The following is a 22,929-nucleotide window of genomic DNA, read 5'->3' as shown; positions in this document are numbered from 1 at the left end:
GGCATGGCCGTGACGTTGCAGGACAAGGGGGCGGTGGTCACCGGTGCGGGGCGCGGTATCGGGCGGGCGATTGCGCTGGACATGGCGCGGCGCGGGGCCGCGGTGGTGGTGAACGACATCGAGGGAGACGTGGCCGAGGCCGTGGTGGATGAGATCCGCGCCGCCGGGGGCCGCGCCGTGGCCGAGGTGGCCGCGATCGGCAGCGCCGAGGCGGCGGAGGCCTGTATCGCCCGCGCGCTGAGCGCGTTCGGGCGGTTCGACATCCTGTGCGCCAATGCGGGCGTGTTGCGCGACGCTGTGCTGTGGAAGGCGAGCGACGCGGATTTCGACCTGGTCGTCGCGACCCATCTGCGGGGCGCCTTTACCTGCGGGCGCGCGGCGGCACGGCATTTTCGCGACGCCGGGCAGGGCGGGCGCATCATCCTTGTCGCCTCGCCCGCCGGGCAGCGGGGCAATTTCGGCCAGACCGCCTATGCCGCCGCCAAGGCGGGCGTTGCCGCCATGGCGCGCACGTGGTCGATGGAGCTGGCGCGGGCGGGCGTGACCGTCAACGCGGTGGTGCCGGTGGCGTTGACGCGCATGGTCGCCACCATCCCCGGCATGGCCGAGCACGTCGCGGCCGCCGAGCGGGGCGAGGCGCTGCCCGACGCCTTGCGCGCCGATGCGGGGCTGGGGCTGGCCGGGGACGTGGCGGGGCTGTTCAGCTATCTGGCGTCGGACGCGGCGGCGGGGATCAGCGGCCAGTGCATCGGGATCGGCGGCGACCGCCTGTCGATCTGGGCGCATCCGCAGGAAGTTTCGGTCGCCCTGAACACGGGCGGCTGGAGCGCGGACGACATCGCGCGGGGCTGGGACGACCTGGCCCGCGATCATCTGCAAAGCGTCGGAGTTCAGATGCCCGAGTAGGGCCCGGCGATCACACTTGTTCCGACGCGGGAGGCGGCGGACTTTCAGGGAGGAAAACGACATGAAGACGATTACCTGCATGATGGGCACCTGCATGATGGGCGTCGCATCCGCGATCGGCCTTTTGGCAAGCACGGCGCAGGCCGACACGACCCTGCGGCTGTCGACCTGGCTGCCCGCGCAGCATTCCTTGCAGACCACGGGTTTCGAGCCATGGCTGGCCGCGATCACCGAGGCGTCGGGCGGCAGCATCACCAGCACGATCTTTCCGGCGCAGCAGCTGGGGTCGGCGCTGGATCACTATGACATCGCACGCGACGGCATTGCCGACCTGAGCTTTGTCAATCCGGGCTATCAGCCGGGGCGCTTTCCGGTGATTTCGCTGGGCGAGCAGCCGTTCCATGTGTCCAACGCCGTCGAGGGGTCGGTTGCCTTTGATCGCTGGTATCGCGAATACGCGGCGACCGAGATGCCCGATATCCATTATTGCATGGCCTTCCTGCAAGATCCGGGAACGCTGCATACGGTCAGCGAAATCCTGGTGCCGGGCGACCTGGCGGGCAAGACCATCCGCCCGGGCAATGCCACGATGGGGCGGATGCTGAACCTGCTGGGCGCGGCCAGCGTCCAGGTGCCCGCCCCGGAGGCGCGCGAGGTGATTGCGCGCGGCGCGGCCGAGGGGATCACCTTTCCCTGGGACAGCATCTTTCTGTTCGGGATCGACGAGGAGACGACCTATCACCTCGACATGCCGCTGTATTCCACGACCTTCGTCATGGCGATGAACAAGGACAGCTATGACGGGATGTCCGCCGAGGAAAAGGCGGTGATGGACGCGCATTGCACAAGCGAGTGGGCGGGGAAGATCGCCGCCGGATGGGCCGAGAAGGAAGCCTCGGGGCGCGACCGGGCCATCGCATCGCAGGATCATCATGTGCATGTGCCGAGCGAGGCCGAGATGACCGCCTGGAAAGAGGCCACCGCGCCGCTGCTGGAGGAATGGCACGCCGAGGCGAAACAGGCCGGATACGACGATCAGGCGATCTATGACCGCTTTGAGACGGAAATGTCCGCCGCCAACGCCCTCGGGCAATAAGCAAGTCAGCAGAAAGGAGGGGGCGCGCGCGGCCGTGTTTGCACGAATGCGCCGCCCCCTGAATGACCGCCATGACCGGATTTCGCCGTTCCTTTGATCGCGCCGCCAGCCTTGTCGAGACGCTGGCCGCCCTGTGCCTTGCCGTGGTCACGGTGACGGTCTTTGTCTCGGCCCTGGGGCGATACTTTTTTGCCACGCCGATCCCCGATGCCTTTGACGTGTCGCGGCTGTTGCTGGGGTTGGCGATTGCCTGGGGCTTTGCCGTGCTGGGGCTGCGCGGCGGGCACATCTGCGTCGACATTCTGGCCGAGGCGCTGCCTGCGCGCCCGCGCCAGGTCATCGAGATCGTGGCGCAGCTGGTGTTGCTGGGGTTTTCGGTGCTGCTGGCCTGGAAGATCCATTCGCGTTTCGACAGCGCCTTGCAATCGGGCGAGGCGACGTTCGATCTGCGGCTGGCGGTCTGGCCGTTCATCTTTGCCATCTGGCTGGGCTTTGCCGCCTCTGTGCTGACCACGTTCGCGGGGCTGATCCTGCTGTGCCTTGGCCAGCGGCTGGACCCGTTCGAGCGCCTTGACGACCCCCTGGAGAGCGGAGCCTTTCCCCATGAGTGAAGCGGATATCGTTGCCATCGCCGGATTTCTGGCGCTGTTCGGCCTGATGGCCCTGCGGGTGCCGGTGGGCGTGGCCATGGGGGTGGTGGGCCTTGGCGGGTTCGCCGCGATCACCGGGTGGAAACCGGCGCTGAACCAGCTGGCCATCGCGCCGCTGCGCACGATCACCGATTACAATACCTCGCTGATCCCGATGTTCGTGCTGATGGGGGTGTTCGCGACGCGCACCGGGATATCATCGGAACTGTTCCGCGCCGGGCAGGCGTGGCTGGGGCACCGACGGGGCGGGCTGGCGCTGGCGACGATTTCGGCCTGCGCGGGGTTCGCGGCGATTTCGGGGTCGTCCGTGGCGACGGCGGCCACGATGAGCAAGGTCGCCCTGCCGGAGATGCGGCGCGCGGGCTATTCCGACCGGCTGGCCACCGGCGTCGTGGCGGGGGGCGGGACGCTGGGCATCCTGATCCCGCCGTCGGTCGTTCTGGCGGTCTATGCCTTTATCACCGAGCAGAACGTGGGCGCGCTGTTCATCGCCGGGATCATTCCGGGGCTGCTGGCGGTGCTGATGTACATGGGCACCGTACAGGTGGCCTTTGGGCGCGAATTGCCGCGCGGGGTGCGGGTGTCGCTGGGCGATCGGCTGCGCAGCCTGCGGGGCATCTGGGCGGTCGTGTTGCTGTTCGTGGCGATCATCGGCGGCATCTACGGCGGCATCGTCACCCCGACCGAGGCCGCGTCTGCGGGGGCCGTCCTGACCGCGTTGATCGGCATCTTGCGGGGGCGGCTGAATTTTCGCGACATGCGCGCCTGCCTGATCGAGGCGCTGCGCACCTCTGTTTCGATCTACACGATCCTGATGGGGGCGATGCTGTTCGGGTATTTCCTGGCGATCACGCAGACGCCGCAGAAGATCACCGCATGGCTGGCGGGGCTGGACATCGGCGCCTATCCGACGCTGGCGCTGATCCTGCTGTTCTTTCTGATCATGGGCTGCATCCTGGATGCGATGGCGATGATCATCCTGCTGGTGCCCATCGTCTATCCGGTGATCGTGCAACTGGGGTTCGACCCGATCTGGTTCGGGATCGTCGTGGTCATGACGGTGGAGCTGGGGCTGATCACGCCCCCCATCGGGATGAACGTCTTTGTCATCAACGCCATCGCGCGGGATACCTCGCTGATGACGATTTTCCGTGGGGTGATGCCCTTTGTGGTGGTGGATATCCTGCGGCTGGGAATCATCGTGGCGCTGCCGGCGCTGGTGTTGTGGCTGCCGCGCACGATGGGCTGAGGGGGCGCCGGACGCGCGTTGCTGCTGATGGCGCAATGGGGGCCGGGCGCGCGGTGTGACGGGGACGCGTGAGGGGGCAGAGGCGCCTGAAACGTGCGCCCGCCGCGCGTTCCCCACGGTCGGGTGGTGTGGCGCGACGACAAGCCCCGCCGATCAGGGGGGCAAACGCGGGATGCGCTTGACGGGGCGGGCATTGGGCTGACAGAACGGGCAACCATGACGCGGCTCGCAAAGGACGCTCGATGAAATTCCGTTTCCCCATCGTCATCATCGACGAAGACTTCCGCTCCGAGAACACCTCGGGGCTTGGTATCCGGGCGCTGGCCGACGCGATCGAGGCCGAGGGCCTGGAAGTGCTTGGCGTCACCAGCTATGGCGACCTGTCGCAATTCGCGCAGCAGCAGAGCCGGGCGTCGGCCTTTGTTCTGTCCATCGACGACGAGGAATTCACGCCCGGACCGGAGCTGGACCCGGCGGTCGAAAAGCTGCGCACCTTCATCGAGGAAGTGCGCTGGAAAAACGCCGATGTGCCGATCTTTCTGCATGGCGAGACCAAGACATCGCGCCACCTGCCCAACGGTATCCTGCGCGAGCTGCACGGCTTTATCCACATGTTCGAGGATACGCCCGAATTCGTCGCCAAGCACATCATCCGCGAGGCGAAGGTGTACCTTGAGGGGATCAAGCCGCCGTTCTTCAAGCAACTGCTGGAATATGCCGAGGACGGGTCCTATTCATGGCATTGCCCGGGGCATTCGGGGGGCGTGGCCTTTCTGAAATCGCCCATCGGGCAGATGTATCACCAGTTCTACGGCGAAAACATGCTGCGCGCCGACGTCTGCAACGCGGTCGAGGAACTGGGGCAGCTGCTGGACCATAACGGCGCGATCGGCGCGTCGGAGCGCAATGCCGCGCGTATCTTCAACGCGGATCACTGTTTCTTTGTCACCAACGGCACCAGCACCAGCAACAAGATGGTCTGGCATCACACCGTCGCCCCCGGCGATGTCGTGGTGGTGGACCGCAATTGCCACAAGTCGATCCTGCACGCGATCATCATGACCGGCGCGATCCCGGTGTTCCTGCGCCCGACGCGCAACCAGTGGGGCATCATCGGGCCGATCCAGCGATCGGAGTTCGAGCCGGAGGCGATCCGCGCCAAGATCCGCGCCAACCCGCTGCTGAAGGATTACGACGCGGACGAGGTGCGCCCGCGCATCATGACGCTGACGCAATCGACCTACGACGGGGTGCTGTACAACACCGAAGTCATCAAGGGGATGCTGGACGGCTGGATCGACAACCTGCATTTCGACGAAGCCTGGCTGCCCCATGCCGCGTTTCACCCGTTCTATGGCCAGTTCCATGCCATGGGCCTGAAACGTGGCCGCACCCGGACCTCTGTCACCTACGCGACGCAATCGGTGCACAAGCTGCTGGCGGGCATCAGCCAGGCCAGTCACGTGCTGGTGCAGGACAGCGAGGAGGTGCAGCTGGACCGCGCGCTGTTCAACGAGAGCTATCTGATGCACACCTCGACCAGCCCGCAGTATTCGATCATCGCCAGCTGCGATGTCGCCGCCGCGATGATGGAGCCGCCGGGCGGCACCGCCCTGGTCGAGGAAAGCATTGTCGAGGCGCTGGATTTCCGCCGCGCCATGGGCAAGGTCGACGAGGAATACGGCGCCGACGACTGGTGGTTCCGGGTCTGGGGCCCCGAGGATTTCGACCATACCGAGGACGGCATGGGCGAGGCCAGCGACTGGGTTCTGCAAAAGACCAACGCCGATGGCGTGATCTCGGGTGGCGGGGAAAGCTGGCACGGCTTTGGCGATATGGCGCCGGGGTTCAACATGCTGGACCCCATCAAGGCGACGATCATCACGCCCGGTCTGGATCTGGAGGGGCGGTTCGACGACACCGGCATCCCGGCCTCGATCGTGTCGAAATACCTGACGGAACATGGCGTGGTCGTTGAAAAGACCGGGCTTTACAGTTTCTTCATCCTGTTCACCATCGGCATCACCAAGGGCCGCTGGAACACGCTGCTGGCCGCGATGCAGCAGTTCAAGGACGATTATGACCGCAACCAGCCGCTGTGGCGGGTGATGCCGGAGTTCTGTGCCAAGCATCCACGCTATGAGGGGATGGGCCTGAAGGACCTGAGCCAGCACGTTCATGCGCTGTATGCGAAATACGACGTGGCGCGGCTGTCGACGGAAATCTACCTGACGGACCACCACCCGGCGATGACGCCGTCGGACGCCTTTGCCCATATCGCGCGGCGCAAGACCCAGCGGGTGCCGATCGACGCGTTGGAAGGACGGATCACGACCAGCCTTGTCACGCCGTATCCGCCGGGAATCCCGCTGTTGATCCCGGGCGAGGTGTTCAATGCGCGGATCGTCGAATACCTGCGGTTCAACCGCGAATTTGCGCAGGAATGCCCCGGTTTCGAGACCGATATCCACGGGTTGGTGCATGAGGTCGGACCGGATGGCGACATGCAGTACTTTGCCGATTGCGTCGCGATCTGACAGGTCGCGCCGCGACGGGGCAAGCGCGCGCCGCAGATAGCGGCGGGGGCAAGGGCGCGCCGCTATCTATCTGCGGCGACAGGATAGGGGCAATCCCGGCGGAGCGGGGGCGAGAGCGGCCTGGCCGCGCCGCCGCCGTTCTGTGACGCACGGGGTTCGGTGACGCACGGGCGGCGGGCAGGCCGAAGGCTTTGTCGCCCGCCCACACATGCACCTGATCGGCCCGCGCGATTTCCCGGCGCAGGATGCGTCGGGCTAGGTCGTTTCCCCCTGCGGCCGCCGAGGTGGGCGGACGCGGCACAAGGGGACGATCCGACCGACCTGTCAGTCCCCCTTTGGCGGGGGGGCGAGCAGAAGATCGGGCTCTATCCCGCGCTTTTCCGCGCTGGCGCGCACGGCGGCCTGTAGCGCAGGGCTGCGCGCAAGCAGGCGGCGGAACCGTACCTCGTCCAGCACCAGCAGGGTTGTGGGGGCGATGGCCCGCACTTCGGTGCGGCGGGTCTTGCGTGTCAGGATGGCCATCTGGCCGAACATCTCGCCCCGGCCCAGGCGCCAGCTTTGACCGGCGCTCAGCACTTCGACCGCGCCGGAGGCGATGAAATGGACACTTTGCGTCGTGGCGTCCTTGTGCACGATCGTCTTGCCGGGATTGATGTACTGGGTTTGCAGCGCGCGGCCCAGCCGCTTCAATGCGGGTTCCTCGAAATCGACGAACAGGGGGAACTGGCGGACCAGTTCGGCACGTTGCAGCGCGATATCCAGGGCGGGGCGGTCCTCGGCTGCTGCGCGGCGCAGGCCGAGATCCTGCATCAGCGAGGTATAGACCTCGGCCCCGATCAGGCCGTCGCCGCGCATGGCGATGTATTCGCGTTCTTCCAGCCGCAGGGCCGTGCGGCGGATAAAGCGGCGTTCCAGTTCCTCGGCGTAGCCGGGATATTGCAGGCGCAGACCGTCCAGCGCGGTTTCGACGGTTTCGACGCGCCGTGACAGCAGTTCGTGCAGAAGGTCCGCGACGCGGCGCCCGTGAATGCGGCGGATGCGGCCGTCGATAAAGGCCCCGAGATCCCGCAGGATCAGCTTTTGCGACAACAGCAGTTCGAACCGGTCGGCGGTCATGCGTGCCAGGGGGCCAGACAGGTTGAGACGGCGTTGCAGGGCCACTCCGGCCTGAAAGGCGCGGCCATAGGCGACGCTGCGCCGGGCGGCCCGCTGATAGCCGCTGCGCCCGCCGGAACGCGTGCCCTCGATCAGCTGATCCGCATCCGACAGCACCCGTTCGGCCATGCGCGCGGCGATGGTGCGTTCGCGCATCCGCGCCAGGATCGTATCGCGTTCGTGCCCGGCCAATGCGATCAGCCCGAGGGTGATCCGGTCGCGATCCAGGATATCGGCCCGCGACTCGGCCGTTTCGACGGCCTGGTCCAGGCGTTCGCCGAACATCTTTGCCTCCGAGCGCACGATGTCGCGGGTCAGTTCATAATTTTCGGAGGTGCGCGCAACGTCCTCGCGCACCGTTTGCAGCGCGACGGCGACGACCTGGCGCGACAGAGCCTCGTCCAGCGGTGACAGCCGGTCGAGCCCGAGGCGACCGATCACCGCGCGCAGCGTGGTCCCCTGTACCATCAGCGTGAACAGCGTGAAGCCGGTCGCAAGGATACCCACCACGCGCTTGACCTCGACCGGGACGCGAAAGCTTTCGGTGACGGCCAGCGCAAGCGCCAGCGTGACGGCGCCGCGCAGCCCGCCCCACAGGATCGCAACGCGATAGGGGCGTTGGATATCGGGCGAAGCCCGGAGCAGCGTCAGCAACGGCATCAGCACGAACAGGATCACGGCCCGAGAGGCGACGGCGGCCACGATCACCACGCCGACCAGCGCGATATCCGACAGGCGGACCTCTTCCAGCAGGCGCGGGATCAGCAGCGCGGCGAGGATAAAGATCAGCGCCCCCGCCCAATGCGCCAGCAGATCCCAGACTTCGCTGAGGTTCGTCCAGGCCTGCGGCAGCAGACGACCCGGGCCGACAAGGTTCATCGTCAGGCCCGCGGTGACGACGGCGATCACACCCGAGGCGCCGATGGTCTGTTCCGCGCCGATATAGGCAAGGTACGGCAGCGCGACCGAGATCGAGATCTGGGCGCGTTCGTGATGGGCGAACATGCCCATGAGGCGCAGCGCCAGGCGGGCGGTGATCCAGCCGGCAGCGGCACCGCCCGCGATCAGCATCGGAAATTTGCCGAGGGCGTCCGACAGGCGCGGGTCGGGCACGCCCAGCATGACAAAGCCCATGAACAGGCCGAACAGCGCGATGGCGGCGGCGTCGTTCAGCAGGCTTTCGCCTTCGATGATCCGCGCGAGGCGGCGCGGCGCCGAGATGGAGCGGAAGATGGAGACCACGGCAGAGGGGTCGGTGGTCGAGACGATGGCGCCGATCAGCAGGCAGGCGGCGAGAGGCAGGCTCGATGCAAAGGCCAGCGCATAGCCCACCGTCAGCGTGGCCACGACGACCGCCACCACAGCCAACACCAGGATCGGCACCCAGTCGTCGAGCATCCGGCGCAGGTTCATGCCAAGTGTCGCCTGGAACAGCAGGGTCGGCAGGAAAACGTAGAGGAACACGTTCGAGCGGATCGGCAACCCGATGATCGCCTCGGCCACGGGGTTGAGCGCATCCGTCAGGTCGGTGCGCAGCAGAAAGATCGCGCCGGCGCCGATCAGGATGCCAAGAACAGCAAGGATAACGCTGTAGGGCAGGCGCAGGCGCGCCGCCAGCGGCTCGGCCGTCCCGATGACAAGGAAGAGAGACGCGATAACCGCGGTGATCAGAATAATGTCCATGCGCCTGAATAGCCGAGAAGTTTGCAGGGGGGAATTGGCCGGGTCGCAGAAGGTTGCCGCGAAGCGCGAAAATCGGCCAACGTCCTGCCTTGCCATCAGGGCAACCGGTCGCCGGGGCGGCAACTGTCGCGGGCCCCGTTTGCAGGGGCCCGCGACAGGCCCGCGTCAGGCCTGTGTCAGCATTGCGCGATCAGCTTTCGCCCCAGATCGCCTCGGCGGTGGCGACAACCAGCTCCAGCTTGCGCTTTTCATCGTCTTCGGTGATCGCGTTGCCATGTTCGGTCGAGGCAAAGCCGCATTGCGGCGCGATGCCCAGCTGATCGAGGTCGACATATTTGCTGGCGGCGTCGAACTGGGCCTTCAGGGTGTCGGGGCTTTCCAATTCGCCCGTCTTTGTGGTGATGAACCCCGCCATGATGCGCTTGTCGCCCTTGGGCAGCAGTCGCAGCGGTTCAAGCCCGCCTGCGCGCTCGGTATCATATTCCATGAAATAGACATCGACCGACGTCTGGTTGAAGATCGCGTCGGCCGCAAAATCATACCCGCCTTCGGCGACGTGGGCCGAGCGGAAGTTGCCGCGGCACATGTGCATCCCGATCACCAGATCATCGGGGCGATCCTTGATCGCCTCTTCCAGCATCCAGGCGTATTTGCGCACCAGCTCGTCAGGGTCCTGACCCATGGCGCGGCGCGCTTCGCGCTGTTTGGGATCGCCAAGGTAGGCAAAGAAGATGTCGTCAAGTTGCAGATAGCGGCAGCCCGCGTCGTAGAACGCCTGCACCGCCTTCTTGTAGGTGCGCGCGATGTCGTCGAACAGACGCTCGGGGTCCTTGTAGGGGGCGTATTCGATGTTTTCGGGTTCGGTACGGAAATGCACCGCCGAGGGCCCGGGGATCGAGATCTTGGGTATCTCGCCATGGCTTGCGAGATCGCGCAGGAAGGTGAAGTGCCCCAGCATCGGGTGATCTGCCGAAAAGTCCAGCGGGCCGGTCAGATGCGATTCGATCGGCGTTGTCTTGTGTTCGGTCTTGAACGGCAGGCTGCGGGTCGAGGCCTTCATCTCGAGGCCGTCCAGCATTCCCATGAAGTCATAGTGCCAGAAAGCGCGGCGGACCTCGCCGTCGGTCAGCACCTTGATGCCGGCGTCGCGTTGCAGGGCGACGACATCGCGCACGGCCATGTCCTCGATCCGCGCGAGTTCTTCGCCGGTGATGCCGTCAGCGCGTGCCTTCTGCACGATCGCGGGCCGCAGGAGCGAGCCGACGTGATCTGCGCGATGCGGCGCGCGACGGCGGGCGGATGTGGTGGTGGTCTGTGTCATCGTGACATGCCTTTCTGGGCGGCTCGGGGCCGCACCGGACAACGTGAATGCGCCGCACGCAACGCGCCTGCGGGGCTGCAATGTCACCTCTGCGGAAAAGCCGCCCCCGGCGCGCTCCCCGCGGCCGGAACAGGTGATTGGTCGAGGCAGGTTTCCTGGCTTGCCAACATGCGCCGGTCCCGGCCTTCCCGGTGCATCGTACCAGTGGCATATCGGGCCGGCAGTTCGCCTACAGTTGCGGGGGCAGCATCGGATTTGGACCATGCAACAGGCCGCGCACCGAATTCCCTATTATCCGCAACCTCTGCCCAGTCGGGACGATGCTGCGGCACCTTGACCGGACAGATAATGAGAGAGGTCATGGCGCCTGTCAATCAAACCGGACCATCATTCCATTCATCTAGATAGTGAGGAGGAGCCGATATTGCGCCCGGCGAATGGCATCATGGAACGGGCCTGTCCGCTGTTGGCGTCGCAGTCGGGGTTGCGGGTGGCGCGGTGTCAGGGTGGCCGTGCCATGGGGATCGCCCATGCAATTCGCAAGAGCGCCCTGGCCAATTCGTTCTGACAAGAATTTGAACGATGGGAAGGGCAATTCCCAACCGCGGATATTCCGGCAGGCGCGGCCCGAACAGGACCTGCTGCGGGGCAGGGTAGAGGCTTGTTTTCAAGGTGACAAAGGGGCGGATTCAGGGGCTGGTCGCCGCCGCAACCGCACAACATTCCGCACAGTTGCGTGAGGGCCGCGCGACGCGATCAAGACACCCCGCATGACATTCTCGACTTGCCACTGCGGCACGGGGCTTTATCCAAGAGCCCTAACATAGTGTAAACCGAGCGTCGTCCCCGGAACCGGGGTGCGGCGCATGTCTCGAAGGCAGCACCGGCGGCGTCGAGAGAGAGGATAATGGCCAGAGACTGATGTCCCTATTTCTGATCGTCGCTTTACCGTTTCTCGGGGCGTTGCTGCCCGGCCTGATGGTTCAGGCGGGCCGCCGCACCTGCACGTTGATCACCTTTCTTGTCACGGCGACCGCGCTGATCGGTCTGCTGACGCATCTGCCTGCGGTGCTGAACGGAGAGATCGTCTCGGCCCGGGTCGGCTGGTTGCCGTCGCTGGGGCTGAACGTGAACCTGTTCCTGGACGGGTTGGGCATGTTCTTTGCCTGCCTGATCCTCGGCATCGGTCTGTTGATCATCACCTACGCCGGGTCCTACCTGTCGCGCGATGACAACATGGGTGAATTCTTCAGCTATCTGCTGATGTTCCAGGGGGCGATGGTCGGCATCGTCCTTTGCGACAACATCCTGATGTTGCTGGTGTTCTGGGAACTGACCTCGCTGTCGTCCTTTCTGCTGATCGGGTTCTGGAAACATCTGCCCGAGGGGCGCCAAGGCGCGCGCATGGCGCTGACCGTGACCGGAATGGGCGGGCTGGCGATGATCGGGGGCATGTTGCTGCTGGGCAATATCGTCGGCAGCTACGACCTCAGCACCATCTTGCAGAACCGCGAAGCGATCCAGGCGTCGCCGCTGTCTCTGCCCGCGCTGATCCTGATCCTGCTGGGCTGCTTTACCAAGTCGGCACAGTTCCCGTTCCATTTCTGGCTGCCGCACGCGATGGCCGCGCCGACGCCGGTGTCGGCCTACCTGCACTCGGCCACCATGGTAAAGGCCGGGATCTTTCTGATGGCGCGGATGTGGCCGGTGCTGTCGGGTACCACCGAATGGTTCTGGATCGTCACGTCGGCCGGTCTGATCACAATGGTGCTGGGGGCCGTGATCGCGCTGTTCAAGAATGACCTCAAGGCGTTGCTGGCGTTTTCGACCGTGTCGCACCTGGGCTTGATCACCATGCTGCTGGGGATCGGGACGCCCTATGCCGCGATGGCGGCAGTGTTCCACATCTTCAACCATGCGACGTTCAAGGCGGCCCTGTTCATGAGCGCGGGCATCATCGACCACGGTGCGCATACCCGCGATATTCCCAGCCTTGGCGGGTTGCGGAAACTGATGCCGGTGACCTTTGTCATTGCGACTATCGCATCCTTGTCGATGGCCGGTATCCCGCTGTTCAACGGCTTTCTGTCGAAAGAGATGATGCTGGAACAGGCCGCGCATACCACGCTGTGGGGCAGCCCCTGGGTGATGCCGGTGCTGGCCACCTTTGCCGCAGTGTTTTCGGCGGCCTACGCCTTTCGCTACATCTCGCACGTCTTTCTCGGCCCCGAGCGCCACGATTATCCCGAACACCCGCATGATCCGGGCGTCGGCATGTGGGGACCACCCGCCTTGCTGACCGTGCTTGTCGTTGCGGTGGGTGTGGCGCCCTTCCTTGCCGAACCCCTGGTGCGCCTGGTCACGGCCGCGGTCCTCGGGGGCAGCGCCGCGCTGCCGGATGCGCATCTCAAGCTGTGGCACGGGGTGACGCCGGCGCTGATCATGTCGGCCATCGCCGTGATCGGGGGCCTGATCCTGCTGGCGCTCCAGCGACCCCTGGCCCGCGGGTGGGAGGCCACGCCGCGCCCCGAGGCGAAGGTGATGTTCGATGGGCTGATCGCGCGCCTCGTGCGCGGTGCCCGTGCCATGACGGACACCCTGCATGACGGGGCGCTGACCCGCTATGCGGCGATCCTGACCATTACGGCGGTGATCGTCGGCGGCCACGCCTGGTTCAGCGGGGGCACCTCGGCCCCGACGCATGAGCTGATCCCGCTGAGCCCGATGCCGGTGGCCGGTTGGCTGCTGCTGATCACGGCGGCGGGGTTCCTGGTCTATTGCCATCGCAACCGCCTGCTGGCGCTGGTGCTGATGGGGGTGATCGGCCTTGTCGTTTCGGTCGGCTTCAACTACCTCAGCGCGCCTGACCTGGCGCTGACGCAATTGTCGGTCGAGGTGGTGACGATCATCCTGATGCTGCTGGCACTGAACTTTCTGCCCGACTACACGCCGGCCGAAAGCAGCTGGCCGCGCCGCATCCGGGATGGCGCCATCGCACTGGCTGCCGGGGCTGCGACCTCGCTCCTGGTTTACGGCATCCTGATCCGCGACTTCCCGTTCTCCTCGATCTCGGAATTCCATCTGGCCAATTCCTACAAGGGCGGCGGCGGGAACAATGTCGTCAACGTGATCCTGGTCGACTTCCGCGGCTTTGACACCTTTGGCGAAATCATCGTGCTGGGGATCGCCGCGCTGATCATCTATGCGATCACCGAGGCGCTGCTGTCCGGCCCGGTGCGGCGCCGCCTGGCCAAGCGCGAGGCCGAGTTCCCGCTGGCCGGTGATGCGCACCCGCTGATCATGGTCGTGATAACGCGCGTCATGCTGCCGGTGGTACTGATGGTGGGGATCTATATCCTGCTGCGCGGCCACAACGAACCCGGCGGCGGTTTCATCGCCGGCCTGATCGTGGCCATCGCCGTTGTCGTGCAATACATGGCGTCGGGTTTTGCCTGGGCGGATGAACGTCAGCGGTACCCGTATCATACCATCATCGGATCGGGCGTTCTGGTGGCCGGATTGACCGGCATCGGGGCGTGGTTCGCGGGGGCGCCGTTCCTGACCTCGGCCTACGGGTATTTCCGTATTCCCCCGATGGAGGAGTTCGAGCTGGCGACTGCGATGGGGTTCGACCTGGGCGTCTTTCTTGCCGTTGTCGGCGCTGTCATGCTGTCGCTTGAAAGCTTCTCTCGGCTGGCCCGTCCGGCGCGTGCGAAGGTCAGCGATCATGCGATGGACATCGACCCGTCGCGCGACGAGGGCGACGACACCAGCGGCACGATTGATGGCCACACCAACGGCAAGGAGGCCTGAGATGGAGTTTCTGGTTGCAAGCTCGATCGGGGTGCTGACGGTTGCCGGGGTCTACCTGGTGCTGCGTCTGCGCACCTTTCCGGTGATCATCGGGACGTCGCTGCTGAGCTATGCGGTGAACGTGTTCCTGTTCGCGACGGGGCGTCTGGTGGTCAACCGACCGCCGATCCTGTCCGACGATGCGCTGTCCTACACCGATCCGCTGCCGCAGGCGCTGGTGCTGACGGCGATCGTGATCTCCTTCGGGATGACGGCTGTGGTGGTGATGATCGCCCTCGGCGCGTATCTGAGTTCTGATGATGACCATGTCGACGACCAGCCCGAAGGCCTGGCCGCGCATGACAAAGGCGAGGGTGGCGCATGACCCACTGGATCATTACCCCAATCGTCCTGCCGGCCATGATGGCGGCGTTCAACGTGCTGGTTCTGCGCCATCATCCCGTGCTGAAACAGGTGTTTTCGCTGGGTTCGATGATCGCGCTGATGGGGATTGCGGCAGGGCTGTACCTGGGGGCATCGGACGGCACGATGACGCTGTACCAGCTTGGCGACTGGGCCGCGCCCTTTGGGATCGTGCTGGTGGCGGATCGCCTGTCGACCCTGTTCGTGCTGCTGACGGCGGTGCTGGCGGTGCTGGTGCTGCTTTATGCCATCGGATCGGGCTGGGACAGGCGGGGGCGGCATTTTCATGCCCTCTACCAATTCCAGGTCATGGGCATCATGGGGGCGTTCCTGACCGGCGACGCCTTCAACCTGTTCGTCTTTTTCGAAGTGCTGCTGATCGCATCTTACGGGTTGATGATCCATTCCGGGGGAACCGAACGGTTTCGCGTCGGTGTGCAGTACGTGGTTTTCAACCTGCTCGGCTCGACCCTGTTCCTGTTCGCGCTCGGCACGATCTATGCCGAGACGGGGACGCTGAACATGGCCGACCTCGCCCAGAGGATTGCAGCCCTTCCCACCGATCACACGGCCGGGCTGCGCGTCGGGGCGGTGCTGCTGTTGATGGTCTTTGCCATCAAGGCCGCAATCCTGCCGCTGCATTTCTGGCTGCCGTCCGCCTACGCCACGGCGCCCGCGCCGGTGGCGGCGCTGTTTGCCATCATGACCAAGGTGGGTGCCTATGCCATCATCCGCTTTTTCACGCTGGTCTTTCCGCCCGACCTGACGATCACGCAGGGCCTTTTCGACACCTGGTTGCTGCCCGCCGCGCTGCTGACGCTGGCGCTTGGGATGATCGGCGTTCTGGCGTCGCGTCAACTTGACCGGCTGGTGGCGTTTTCCGTCATCGGCTCGATGGGGATGCTGATGGCGGCGGTTGCCGTGTTCACCCAGGCGGGGATTACGGCGGCGCTGTACTATGCGCTGAATTCGACCTTTGCCACCGCGGCGCTGTTCCTGATCGTGGATATCGTGCGTGACCGGCGGGCCTCCAAGGACGTGGCCCTGACCGCCGCGCCGCCGATTGCGGGCGGGGCATTGATCGCGGGCATGTTCTTTGCCGCGGCCATCGCCATGACCGGCCTGCCACCGCTGTCGGGCTTTGTCGGCAAGTTGATGATCCTGCAAGCCACCTTCGACTCCTCGCTGGTCTGGTGGGTCTGGGCCATCGTCCTCGGTTCCAGCCTGGTTGCGGTCGTCGGGTTTTCGCGGGCCGGCAGCACGCTGTTCTGGAAAAGCCACGCGATCGAGGGCGACCCCGACTGCGCCGACGACCCCGAAGACACGCAGGCGGAACACGAGCGGCACGATCCGAGCGAGGACGTCCCCGTCCTGCCGGTCGTCGCGATTGGCGGGTTGCTGGCCTGCCTGGTCGCGATCACCGTGTTTGCAGGTCCGATCCAGCGCCAGCTGTCGGCCACGGCAGACCAGCTGTTCGATACCGCGCCCTATATCTCGCTGGTGCTCGACACGCCGGGGCGCGCGATAAAGGAAAGTCACCATGACGAGGCACCGGCCCACGGTGCAGACGATGCAGCCGAGGACGAGCATTCCGAACCCGCGGCCGTCGGACAAGAGGAGCACTGAGATGCCCGCAAAGCTGTTTCACCGTGTCTTTCCGCACCCGCTGCTGACGCTTCTGCTGATCGTGGTCTGGTCCTTGCTGAGCAATCACCTCAGCCTTGGTACCGTCGTTTTCGGGCTGATCCTCGGGATCATCATCCCGATTGCCACGGCCGCCTACTGGCCCCGTCGGCCGGTGTTGAAACGCCCGGTCAAGCTGGCGCTCTACGTGTTGCTGGTGATCTGGGATATCCTGGTGGCCAATGTGCAGGTGGCGCTGATCGTGGTGTTCAAGAGCAACGCGCGCATGTCGCCGAACTGGGTCGCGATCCCGCTGGATATCCGCACGCCCGAGGCGATCGCGATGCTGGCGGGCACCATCACGCTGACGCCGGGCACCGTGTCGGCCGATCTGTCGGACGAAGGCCACGCGCTGCTGGTCCATGCGCTTGACGCGCCTGACCCGGACGCGGTGCGCGACGACATCAAGAACCGCTACGAACGTCGACTGAAGGAGATTTTCGGATGATCCTCTATGCGCTCTATTTCGCCTTTGCCTGCGTTGGCCTGTCGTTGGTCATGGCCATGTGGCGGCTGATCAAGGGCCCCGGTATCGGGGACCGGGTGCTGGCCCTCGATACCATGTCGGTCAATGCCGTGGCGCTGATCATCCTGCTGGGCATGGGCGGGCAGACACAGATCTATTTCGAGGCCGCGCTGATCATCGCGATGCTCGGTTTCGTCTCAACCGTCGCCTATGCGCGCTTTGTTCTCAGGGCGGATATCATCGAATGAACATGCTGGCCGAAATTCTCGTGACCGCGATGATCGTCATCGGGGCGCTTTTCACCCTGATCGGCTCGTTCGGGCTGCTCAAGCTGAACCTGCCGATGTCGCGCCTTCATGCGCCGACAAAGGCGGGGACATTGGGGGTGGGGGGTATCCTGCTGGCCTCGATGCTCTACAGCTTTGCCGATGGCCCCGGGTCATTGCATGAATTGCTGATCGCGGCATTCCTGTTCGTGACAGCGCCCGTGTCGGCCTATTTCATCGCCAAGGTGCACATTCACAGGGGGCAGTTGGGGCAGGACCTGCCGCCGCCGCCCGAAGACAGCATCTGGGCCACCAGGGAAAAGCCCCTGCCGGAGGAGTGATCGCATCCGCCGTCGGGGCGGGGCGATATCCACGAACGTCAGGCGTATCCACCAACGTCGGGCCTAGTCCTCTTTCTCGGCGGTGAAGGCCAGCGGATAGCCATGTTCGCGCCCAAGGTCATTGGCCTGCTGCACCTTCATCTCGGCCACTTCGCGGGTAAAGACGGCGACCACACAGGCGCCGCGCTGGTGTGCCGTCATCATCACCACGTCGGATTCCGCCTCGGTCATGCGGAACACCCGGCGCAGCACCTGAACGACAAAGGCGCGGGGGGTAAAGTCGTCGTTCAGCAGGATCACCTTGTACAGACGCGGACGTTCGGTCCGCGTGGCGGTGGTCGGTTTGCGGTCGGTAATCACGTTGGGCATAGCGGTCGGGGTCCTTTCATGCAGTCGGGGCGGCCAGATCCTCAAGAATCGGGCAATCGGGGCGCGCGTCGCCGTGACAGCGATGCACCAGCGTCGTCAGCGTCTTCTGCATCGCCTCCAGTTCCGTGATCTTGGCAGCCACCCGCGCCAGGTTCGCCTCGGCCACCGCGCGCACGTCCGCGCTTGCCCGGCTGCGATCATTGTACAGTTCCAGCAGGGCACGGCAATCTTCGGTCGAAAACCCAAGCGACCGGGATCGGGCGACAAAGCTCAGCTTGTGCAGGTCAGTCTCGTCAAAGGTGCGATAGCCGTTTTCGCCGCGCCGGGGCGCGACCAGTCCGATATCTTCGTAGTAGCGGATTGTCTTTGCAGGCAGGCCGGTGGCCGACGCCACATCGCCGATGTTCATCGTCTTCTCCTCTTTGGTTGCGGGCATGTTGGTTAAGGGCAGTCCCTTGACCTTCCAGTGACTGGAACCCTTATGTGTGATGCCAAAGATGATTCTCCAAGACCCGGCAGGAGGCCCTGATGCCCGACAGCACCGAAACCCCGCAAAATATCCTGCGCGACCCCGTCTGCGGCATGACGGTGGACCCCACCAAGGGCAAGCCGGAGGCAGAGCTGGACGGACGCCACTATCACTTCTGCTCGGACGGCTGCCGCACGAAATTCCTGGCCGACCCGGAGGCCTACCGCACGGCCCGCGATCCGGTCTGTGGCATGAGCGTCGAGCGCGCCGACGCCCCGTACATGAGCAAGCACGAGGGCCAGCGGGTCTATTTCTGTTCGTCCGGGTGCCAGCACAAGTTCGACGCCGACCCCGACGCCTACAGCGGCGCCCTGCCGCAGGCTGCCCCGCAACCGGCAGGCACGGAATACACCTGCCCGATGCACCCGGAAATCGTGCAGGACCACCCGGGCGACTGTCCCAAATGCGGTATGGCGCTGGAACCCATGACGCCGTCTGCCGACGCGGGGCCCAACCCGGAATACGTCGATTTCAAGCGCCGCCTCTGGATCACCGCACCGCTGGCGCTGGCCGTGTTCGTGCTGGAAATGGGCGCGCATATCGGGGTGCCCTTTGCCGATTGGATCGGGCACACGCTGTTTGGCTGGCTGCAATTCGCCCTCGCCACACCGGTCGTGCTGATCTGCTGGCCGTTCTTCAAGCGCGGCTGGTCGTCGATCGTGAACCGTTCGCCCAACATGTGGACGTTGATCGCGATCGGCACCGGCGCGGCCTACCTGTTTTCCATCGTTTCCCTGCTGGCGCCGGGCCTTTTTCCACCGGCGATGCGCGATGGCATGGGCATGACGCCGGTGTATTTCGAAGCCAGCGCCGTCATCCTGGTGCTGGTGCTGATCGGGCAGGTGATGGAACTGGCTGCGCGTGAAAAGACCGGCGATGCCATCCGCGCGCTGATGGATCTGGCGCCGAAGACCGCCCGCCGCATCACTGACGGAACCGAGGAAGACGTGCCGCTGGATCAGCTGCGTACAGGCGATAGCCTGCGCGTCCGCCCGGGCGAGGCGGTGCCCGTCGATGGCACGCTGACCGAGGGGCGCTCCTCGGTGGATGAAAGCATGATCACGGGCGAACCGGTGCCGGTCGAGAAAACCTCAGGTGACAGCGTGACGGGCGGCACACTGAACAAGACCGGCAGCTTTGTGATGCAGGCCGGTGCGGTCGGCGCGGACACGACCCTGTCGCGCATCGTGGCCATGGTCGCCAAGGCTCAGCGGTCGCGGGCCCCGATTCAGGCGATGGCGGATCGTGTCGCCAACTACTTTGTGCCCGCGGTCGTCGGATCGGCCATTCTCGCCTTCGTCCTTTGGGTGATCTTCGGGCCGCAACCCGTTCTTTCCTATGCGTTTGTTGCCGCTGTATCCGTGCTGATCATTGCCTGCCCCTGTGCACTGGGCCTGGCCACGCCGATGTCGATCATGGTGGCCACGGGGCGCGGCGCCCATGCCGGCGTGCTGATCCGCGACGCCGAGGCGCTGGAGCGCTTCTCGAAGGTCGACGTGCTGATCGTCGACAAGACCGGCACCCTGACCGAGGGTCGCCCAAGCCTGACTGACGTGGAGCCGGTCGACGGCATCGAGGGCGCGCATCTGCTCAGCCTGGCCGCCGCGCTGGAGCGGGGCTCCGAACATCCCCTGGCTGAGGCTATCGTGACCGGCGCCGAAGATCGTGACGCCCCGCGCGCGCAGGCGCAGGATTTCGAAGCCGTGACGGGCAAGGGGGTGATCGGTACCGTCGATGGCACGCGCGTCGCCCTTGGCAATGCGGCGCTGATGCGCGATCTCTCGATTGCGACGGAGGCGATGCAGGATCGTCTGGACAGGCTTCAATCCGACGGCAAGACGGCCATGTTCGTTGCCATCGACGGGGCGCTGGCCGGGCTGGTGGCCGTTGCGGACGCGATCAAGGACACTACGCCAGAGGCCATTCGCGGTCTGCATGACGCCGGCCTGCGCATCGTCATGGCCACCGGCGATGCCGAGGCCACGGCGCAATCTGTCGCCGCGACACTGGGCATCGACGAAGTGCACGCCGGTCTCAGCCCCGAGGACAAGAACAATCTTGTCACGCGCCTTCAATCCGAAGGCCGCTCCGTCGCAATGGCGGGCGATGGTGTCAACGACGCCCCTGCGCTGGCGGCGGCGGATGTGGGTATTGCCATGGGGACCGGCGCCGATGTCGCCGTTGAAAGCGCCGGGATCACGTTGGTCAAAGGGGATCTCGGCGGTATTCTTCGGGCGCGTCACCTGGCCGTCGCCACCATGCGCAACATCCGCCAGAACCTGTTTTTCGCCTTTGTCTACAACACTGCGGGTGTTCCGATCGCCGCGGGTATCCTGTATCCCTTCCTGGGTATTCTGCTCTCGCCCATCGTCGCCGCCGCCGCGATGAGCCTGTCGTCGGTTTCGGTCATCGGCAACGCCCTGCGCCTGCGCGGCACGCGGCTCTGACCTCCGCGCGGGTGCCCCCGGCCCACCTTTGACAGGCCGGGGCACCGTCGACGGCACCTTGTCCCCAATCTCCACCGCTGGTGCACGTGGCGCGCCCCCATTTCAGGCAGTTTCGTTAAAATTTTCCTGAATTACCTATGCCCAAGAGGGAATTAATCAAATTACGTATTAACCAAGATGTGGAAGGATCCGTTAACCTTACTTGCTGTTCAGCATGGCTGAAAAAGGAAGCTTTTTCATTTTGGTTTCGCAGGCGCGGTGCCGTCCGGTATTTGGATTGGCGGTAATTTGACCCCTCGGCCGGTCGGTGTGGGGCCGCTAAAACTTGGTTGTTTGCCAGCCTTGCTGCACGAAAACCCCTGTAAAACATGTACCTGGGACTTAAGAAATGTTCACTGGCCTGCACCATTTGCCCGACAAGGCAAGCTGCGCCTGCACATCGCCATTTTCCGGCGGGTCTTAACCATCACTGTCGAGAGATAATTGAATCTTAATAATTTGTGTGAGTAAATCGGAAACAGAATGTTTGTGCGATTCCGCATTCCAATTTGATCGTGCGGAAACGATGTATTGATTTTGGGGTCTGACTGCATATTGCAACGATATGGCAATGCAGAGACCGGTTCCGAGGGATGATTGATGGCGGGTGGCAAGACTGGTGGCGGATCCTCGGGCGGTCGCAAATCCGGCGATACCATTTCGGGAACGGATCGTGACGACACGCTGAGCGGCGGCCGCGGCGCGGATCATATTTCCGGGGGCAACGGGCGCGACGTACTGCATGGCGGTGCCGGCAACGATACCCTGCTTGGCGAGGGCGGCGAGGACAAGATCTTCGGCGACAGCGGCGACGATTTCATTGATGGCGGCCAGTCGCGTGACACGATCAGCGGCGGATCCGGCAATGATCAGGTGTCGGGCGGCGATGGCGAAGATCTGATCTATGGCGATGACGGCGATGACACGCTGGATGGCGGGCAGGGGCAGGACACGCTCTATGGCGGCGCGGGCAACGACGTGCTCAGCGGTGGCGATACGGCGTGGAACAAGGGTGTCGATGTCCTCTATGGTGGGGATGGCGACGACACGCTGTCATCGAACGGCAACCAGGATCAGCTATATGGCGAACAGGGCAGCGATACCTTCACGGTGATCGCCGACGGATCGAACCTCAACAACCTCTCCATCGACGGAGGAGAGGATTGGGATAACACCGATCAGGATGTCCTCGACCTCAGCCAGTACACCGAGCGATATCCCGACCTGCAGATCATCTACGAACAGGGCGGCCCGACCACCGAATCCGGGCAAATTCTGCTCAAGACCGGGTCGGGTCAGGAACTGGGCCGGATCAACTACAGCAATATCGAGGTGATCCGCACCGAACCCGCCGTTATCTGCTTTGCACCCGGCACGTTGATCGCCACGATCAAGGGCGAGGTTCCGGTCGAGGAGCTGCGTCCGGGCGCGCGCGTGATCACCCGTGACAACGGTATGCAGCAACTGCGCTGGATCGGTCGACGGTCCCTGACCGCGGCCGAACTGGCCGTTGCTCCGCACCTTCGGCCGATCCGCATTCGGGCAGGTGCGCTTGGCCGGGGATTGCCTGACCGCGATCTGACCGTCAGTCCCAATCATCGGATGCTGATCCGCTCCGAACGCGCCTCGTTGCTCTATGAAGAAAGCGAAGTTCTGATTGCGGCAAAGCATCTGGTCGGAATGCCGGGGGTCGAACGGGTCGTGCAGGGGCAGGTCGTCTATCTTCATCTGCTGTTTGATCAGCACGAGGTCATCTTGGCCAATGGCGCCTGGAGCGAAAGCTTTCAGCCCGGCGATTATTCGATGAAGGGCCTGGCGGATGACCAACGCAGCGAAGTTTACCACCTGTTCCCAGAATTGGCCGAGGCCGAGCATCTGGCGCAATATTCCGCCGCCCGTCGCAGCCTGAAACAGCACGAGGTCAAGGTGTTGCGGGCCGGAAACGGGGTGTTCGGCTGATCGCGGCACGGTCACCGG

At 64.6% G+C, this 22,929-nt stretch carries 18 protein-coding genes and 1 riboswitch; of the genes, 14 read left to right on the top strand and 4 right to left on the bottom strand.

The window, feature by feature from the left end; all coding sequences use genetic code 11:
• The first annotated feature begins 3 nt into the window (after window positions 1-3).
• From DL237_RS05630 to DL237_RS05610, 5 genes are all read left to right on the top strand, one after another.
• Window positions 4-906, top strand: a complete 903-nt coding sequence (locus DL237_RS05630; RefSeq protein WP_321185952.1) for an SDR family NAD(P)-dependent oxidoreductase — start codon at window positions 4-6, stop codon at window positions 904-906.
• A 61-nt stretch (window positions 907-967) separates the two neighbouring features.
• Window positions 968-2,002, top strand: coding sequence for a TRAP transporter substrate-binding protein (locus DL237_RS05625; RefSeq protein WP_233544880.1), 1,035 nt, complete (start codon window positions 968-970; stop codon window positions 2,000-2,002).
• A 71-nt stretch (window positions 2,003-2,073) separates the two neighbouring features.
• The gene (locus DL237_RS05620; protein WP_119398230.1) at window positions 2,074-2,613 is read left to right on the top strand and encodes a TRAP transporter small permease; all 540 of its coding nucleotides are present in this window, start codon (window positions 2,074-2,076) and stop codon (window positions 2,611-2,613) included.
• Window positions 2,606-3,901 (top strand): TRAP transporter large permease, encoded by a 1,296-nt coding sequence (locus DL237_RS05615; protein ID WP_119398067.1) that lies wholly within the window; start codon window positions 2,606-2,608, stop codon window positions 3,899-3,901. The genes DL237_RS05620 and DL237_RS05615 overlap by 8 nt, the downstream gene beginning before the upstream one ends.
• A 242-nt stretch (window positions 3,902-4,143) precedes the next feature.
• A complete protein-coding gene (locus DL237_RS05610; protein WP_119398066.1) occupies window positions 4,144-6,438 on the top strand; it encodes an arginine/lysine/ornithine decarboxylase in 2,295 nt (764 codons plus the stop codon).
• A gap of 324 nt (window positions 6,439-6,762) precedes the next feature.
• Here DL237_RS05610 and DL237_RS05605 read toward each other — a convergent pair whose 3' ends face one another.
• Together DL237_RS05605 and DL237_RS05600 are read right to left on the bottom strand one after the other, a co-directional pair.
• Window positions 6,763-9,276, bottom strand: a complete 2,514-nt coding sequence (locus tag DL237_RS05605; RefSeq protein WP_119398065.1) for a cation:proton antiporter — start codon at window positions 9,274-9,276, stop codon at window positions 6,763-6,765.
• A gap of 190 nt (window positions 9,277-9,466) precedes the next feature.
• Window positions 9,467-10,597: a 5-methyltetrahydropteroyltriglutamate--homocysteine S-methyltransferase gene (locus DL237_RS05600; RefSeq protein WP_119398064.1), complete on the bottom strand. Its 1,131-nt coding sequence runs from the start codon at window positions 10,595-10,597 to the stop codon at window positions 9,467-9,469.
• 128 nt (window positions 10,598-10,725) lie between these two features.
• A riboswitch (cobalamin riboswitch) is annotated at window positions 10,726-10,948 on the bottom strand.
• Between the two features lie 73 nt (window positions 10,949-11,021).
• Here DL237_RS05600 and DL237_RS20560 point away from each other — a divergent pair.
• From DL237_RS20560 to DL237_RS05570, 7 genes are all read left to right on the top strand, one after another.
• The gene (locus DL237_RS20560) at window positions 11,022-11,165 is read left to right on the top strand and encodes a hypothetical protein (RefSeq protein ID WP_158585589.1); all 144 of its coding nucleotides are present in this window, start codon (window positions 11,022-11,024) and stop codon (window positions 11,163-11,165) included.
• A gap of 353 nt (window positions 11,166-11,518) precedes the next feature.
• Window positions 11,519-14,410, top strand: a complete 2,892-nt coding sequence (locus DL237_RS05595; protein WP_119398063.1) for a monovalent cation/H+ antiporter subunit A — start codon at window positions 11,519-11,521, stop codon at window positions 14,408-14,410.
• A gap of 1 nt (window position 14,411) precedes the next feature.
• Window positions 14,412-14,774 carry a Na+/H+ antiporter subunit C gene (locus DL237_RS05590; protein WP_119398062.1) on the top strand — a complete coding sequence of 121 codons (363 nt, stop codon included), beginning with the start codon at window positions 14,412-14,414 and terminating at the stop codon, window positions 14,772-14,774.
• Complete coding sequence (locus DL237_RS05585; RefSeq protein WP_119398061.1) at window positions 14,771-16,438, top strand: monovalent cation/H+ antiporter subunit D; 1,668 nt, start codon at window positions 14,771-14,773, stop codon at window positions 16,436-16,438. Before DL237_RS05590 ends, DL237_RS05585 begins: the two co-directional genes overlap by 4 nt.
• Before the next feature lies 1 nt (window position 16,439).
• A complete protein-coding gene (locus DL237_RS05580) occupies window positions 16,440-16,943 on the top strand; it encodes a Na+/H+ antiporter subunit E (protein WP_119398060.1) in 504 nt (167 codons plus the stop codon).
• On the top strand, window positions 16,940-17,209 hold the full coding sequence (locus tag DL237_RS05575; RefSeq protein WP_119398059.1) for a K+/H+ antiporter subunit F: 270 nt from the start codon (window positions 16,940-16,942) through the stop codon (window positions 17,207-17,209). Before DL237_RS05580 ends, DL237_RS05575 begins: the two co-directional genes overlap by 4 nt.
• Window positions 17,206-17,568, top strand: coding sequence for a Na+/H+ antiporter subunit G (locus DL237_RS05570; protein ID WP_119398058.1), 363 nt, complete (start codon window positions 17,206-17,208; stop codon window positions 17,566-17,568). The genes DL237_RS05575 and DL237_RS05570 overlap by 4 nt, the downstream gene beginning before the upstream one ends.
• Before the next feature lie 63 nt (window positions 17,569-17,631).
• On the opposite strand, the gene DL237_RS05565 is transcribed toward DL237_RS05570, so the two are convergent.
• Complete coding sequence (locus tag DL237_RS05565) at window positions 17,632-17,937, bottom strand: ATP-dependent Clp protease adaptor ClpS (protein ID WP_119398057.1); 306 nt, start codon at window positions 17,935-17,937, stop codon at window positions 17,632-17,634.
• Window positions 17,938-17,953: 16 nt separating this feature from the next.
• Window positions 17,954-18,346 carry a Cu(I)-responsive transcriptional regulator gene (gene cueR, locus DL237_RS05560; protein ID WP_119398229.1) on the bottom strand — a complete coding sequence of 131 codons (393 nt, stop codon included), beginning with the start codon at window positions 18,344-18,346 and terminating at the stop codon, window positions 17,954-17,956.
• Between the two features lie 119 nt (window positions 18,347-18,465).
• On the opposite strand from cueR, the gene DL237_RS05555 reads away from it, so the two are divergent.
• Both DL237_RS05555 and DL237_RS05550 read left to right on the top strand, forming a co-directional pair.
• Window positions 18,466-20,913, top strand: coding sequence for a heavy metal translocating P-type ATPase (locus tag DL237_RS05555; RefSeq protein WP_119398056.1), 2,448 nt, complete (start codon window positions 18,466-18,468; stop codon window positions 20,911-20,913).
• A 639-nt stretch (window positions 20,914-21,552) separates the two neighbouring features.
• Window positions 21,553-22,911 carry a Hint domain-containing protein gene (locus tag DL237_RS05550; RefSeq protein ID WP_119398055.1) on the top strand — a complete coding sequence of 453 codons (1,359 nt, stop codon included), beginning with the start codon at window positions 21,553-21,555 and terminating at the stop codon, window positions 22,909-22,911.
• Window positions 22,912-22,929 lie beyond the last annotated feature (18 nt).

The sequence above is a fragment of the Pseudooceanicola sediminis genome (assembly GCF_003575965.1).
Taxonomy (GTDB): domain Bacteria; phylum Pseudomonadota; class Alphaproteobacteria; order Rhodobacterales; family Rhodobacteraceae; genus Pseudooceanicola; species Pseudooceanicola sediminis.
Note: the sequence above shows the minus strand (reverse complement) of the source record. Positions and strands in the feature narration are given on the sequence as shown.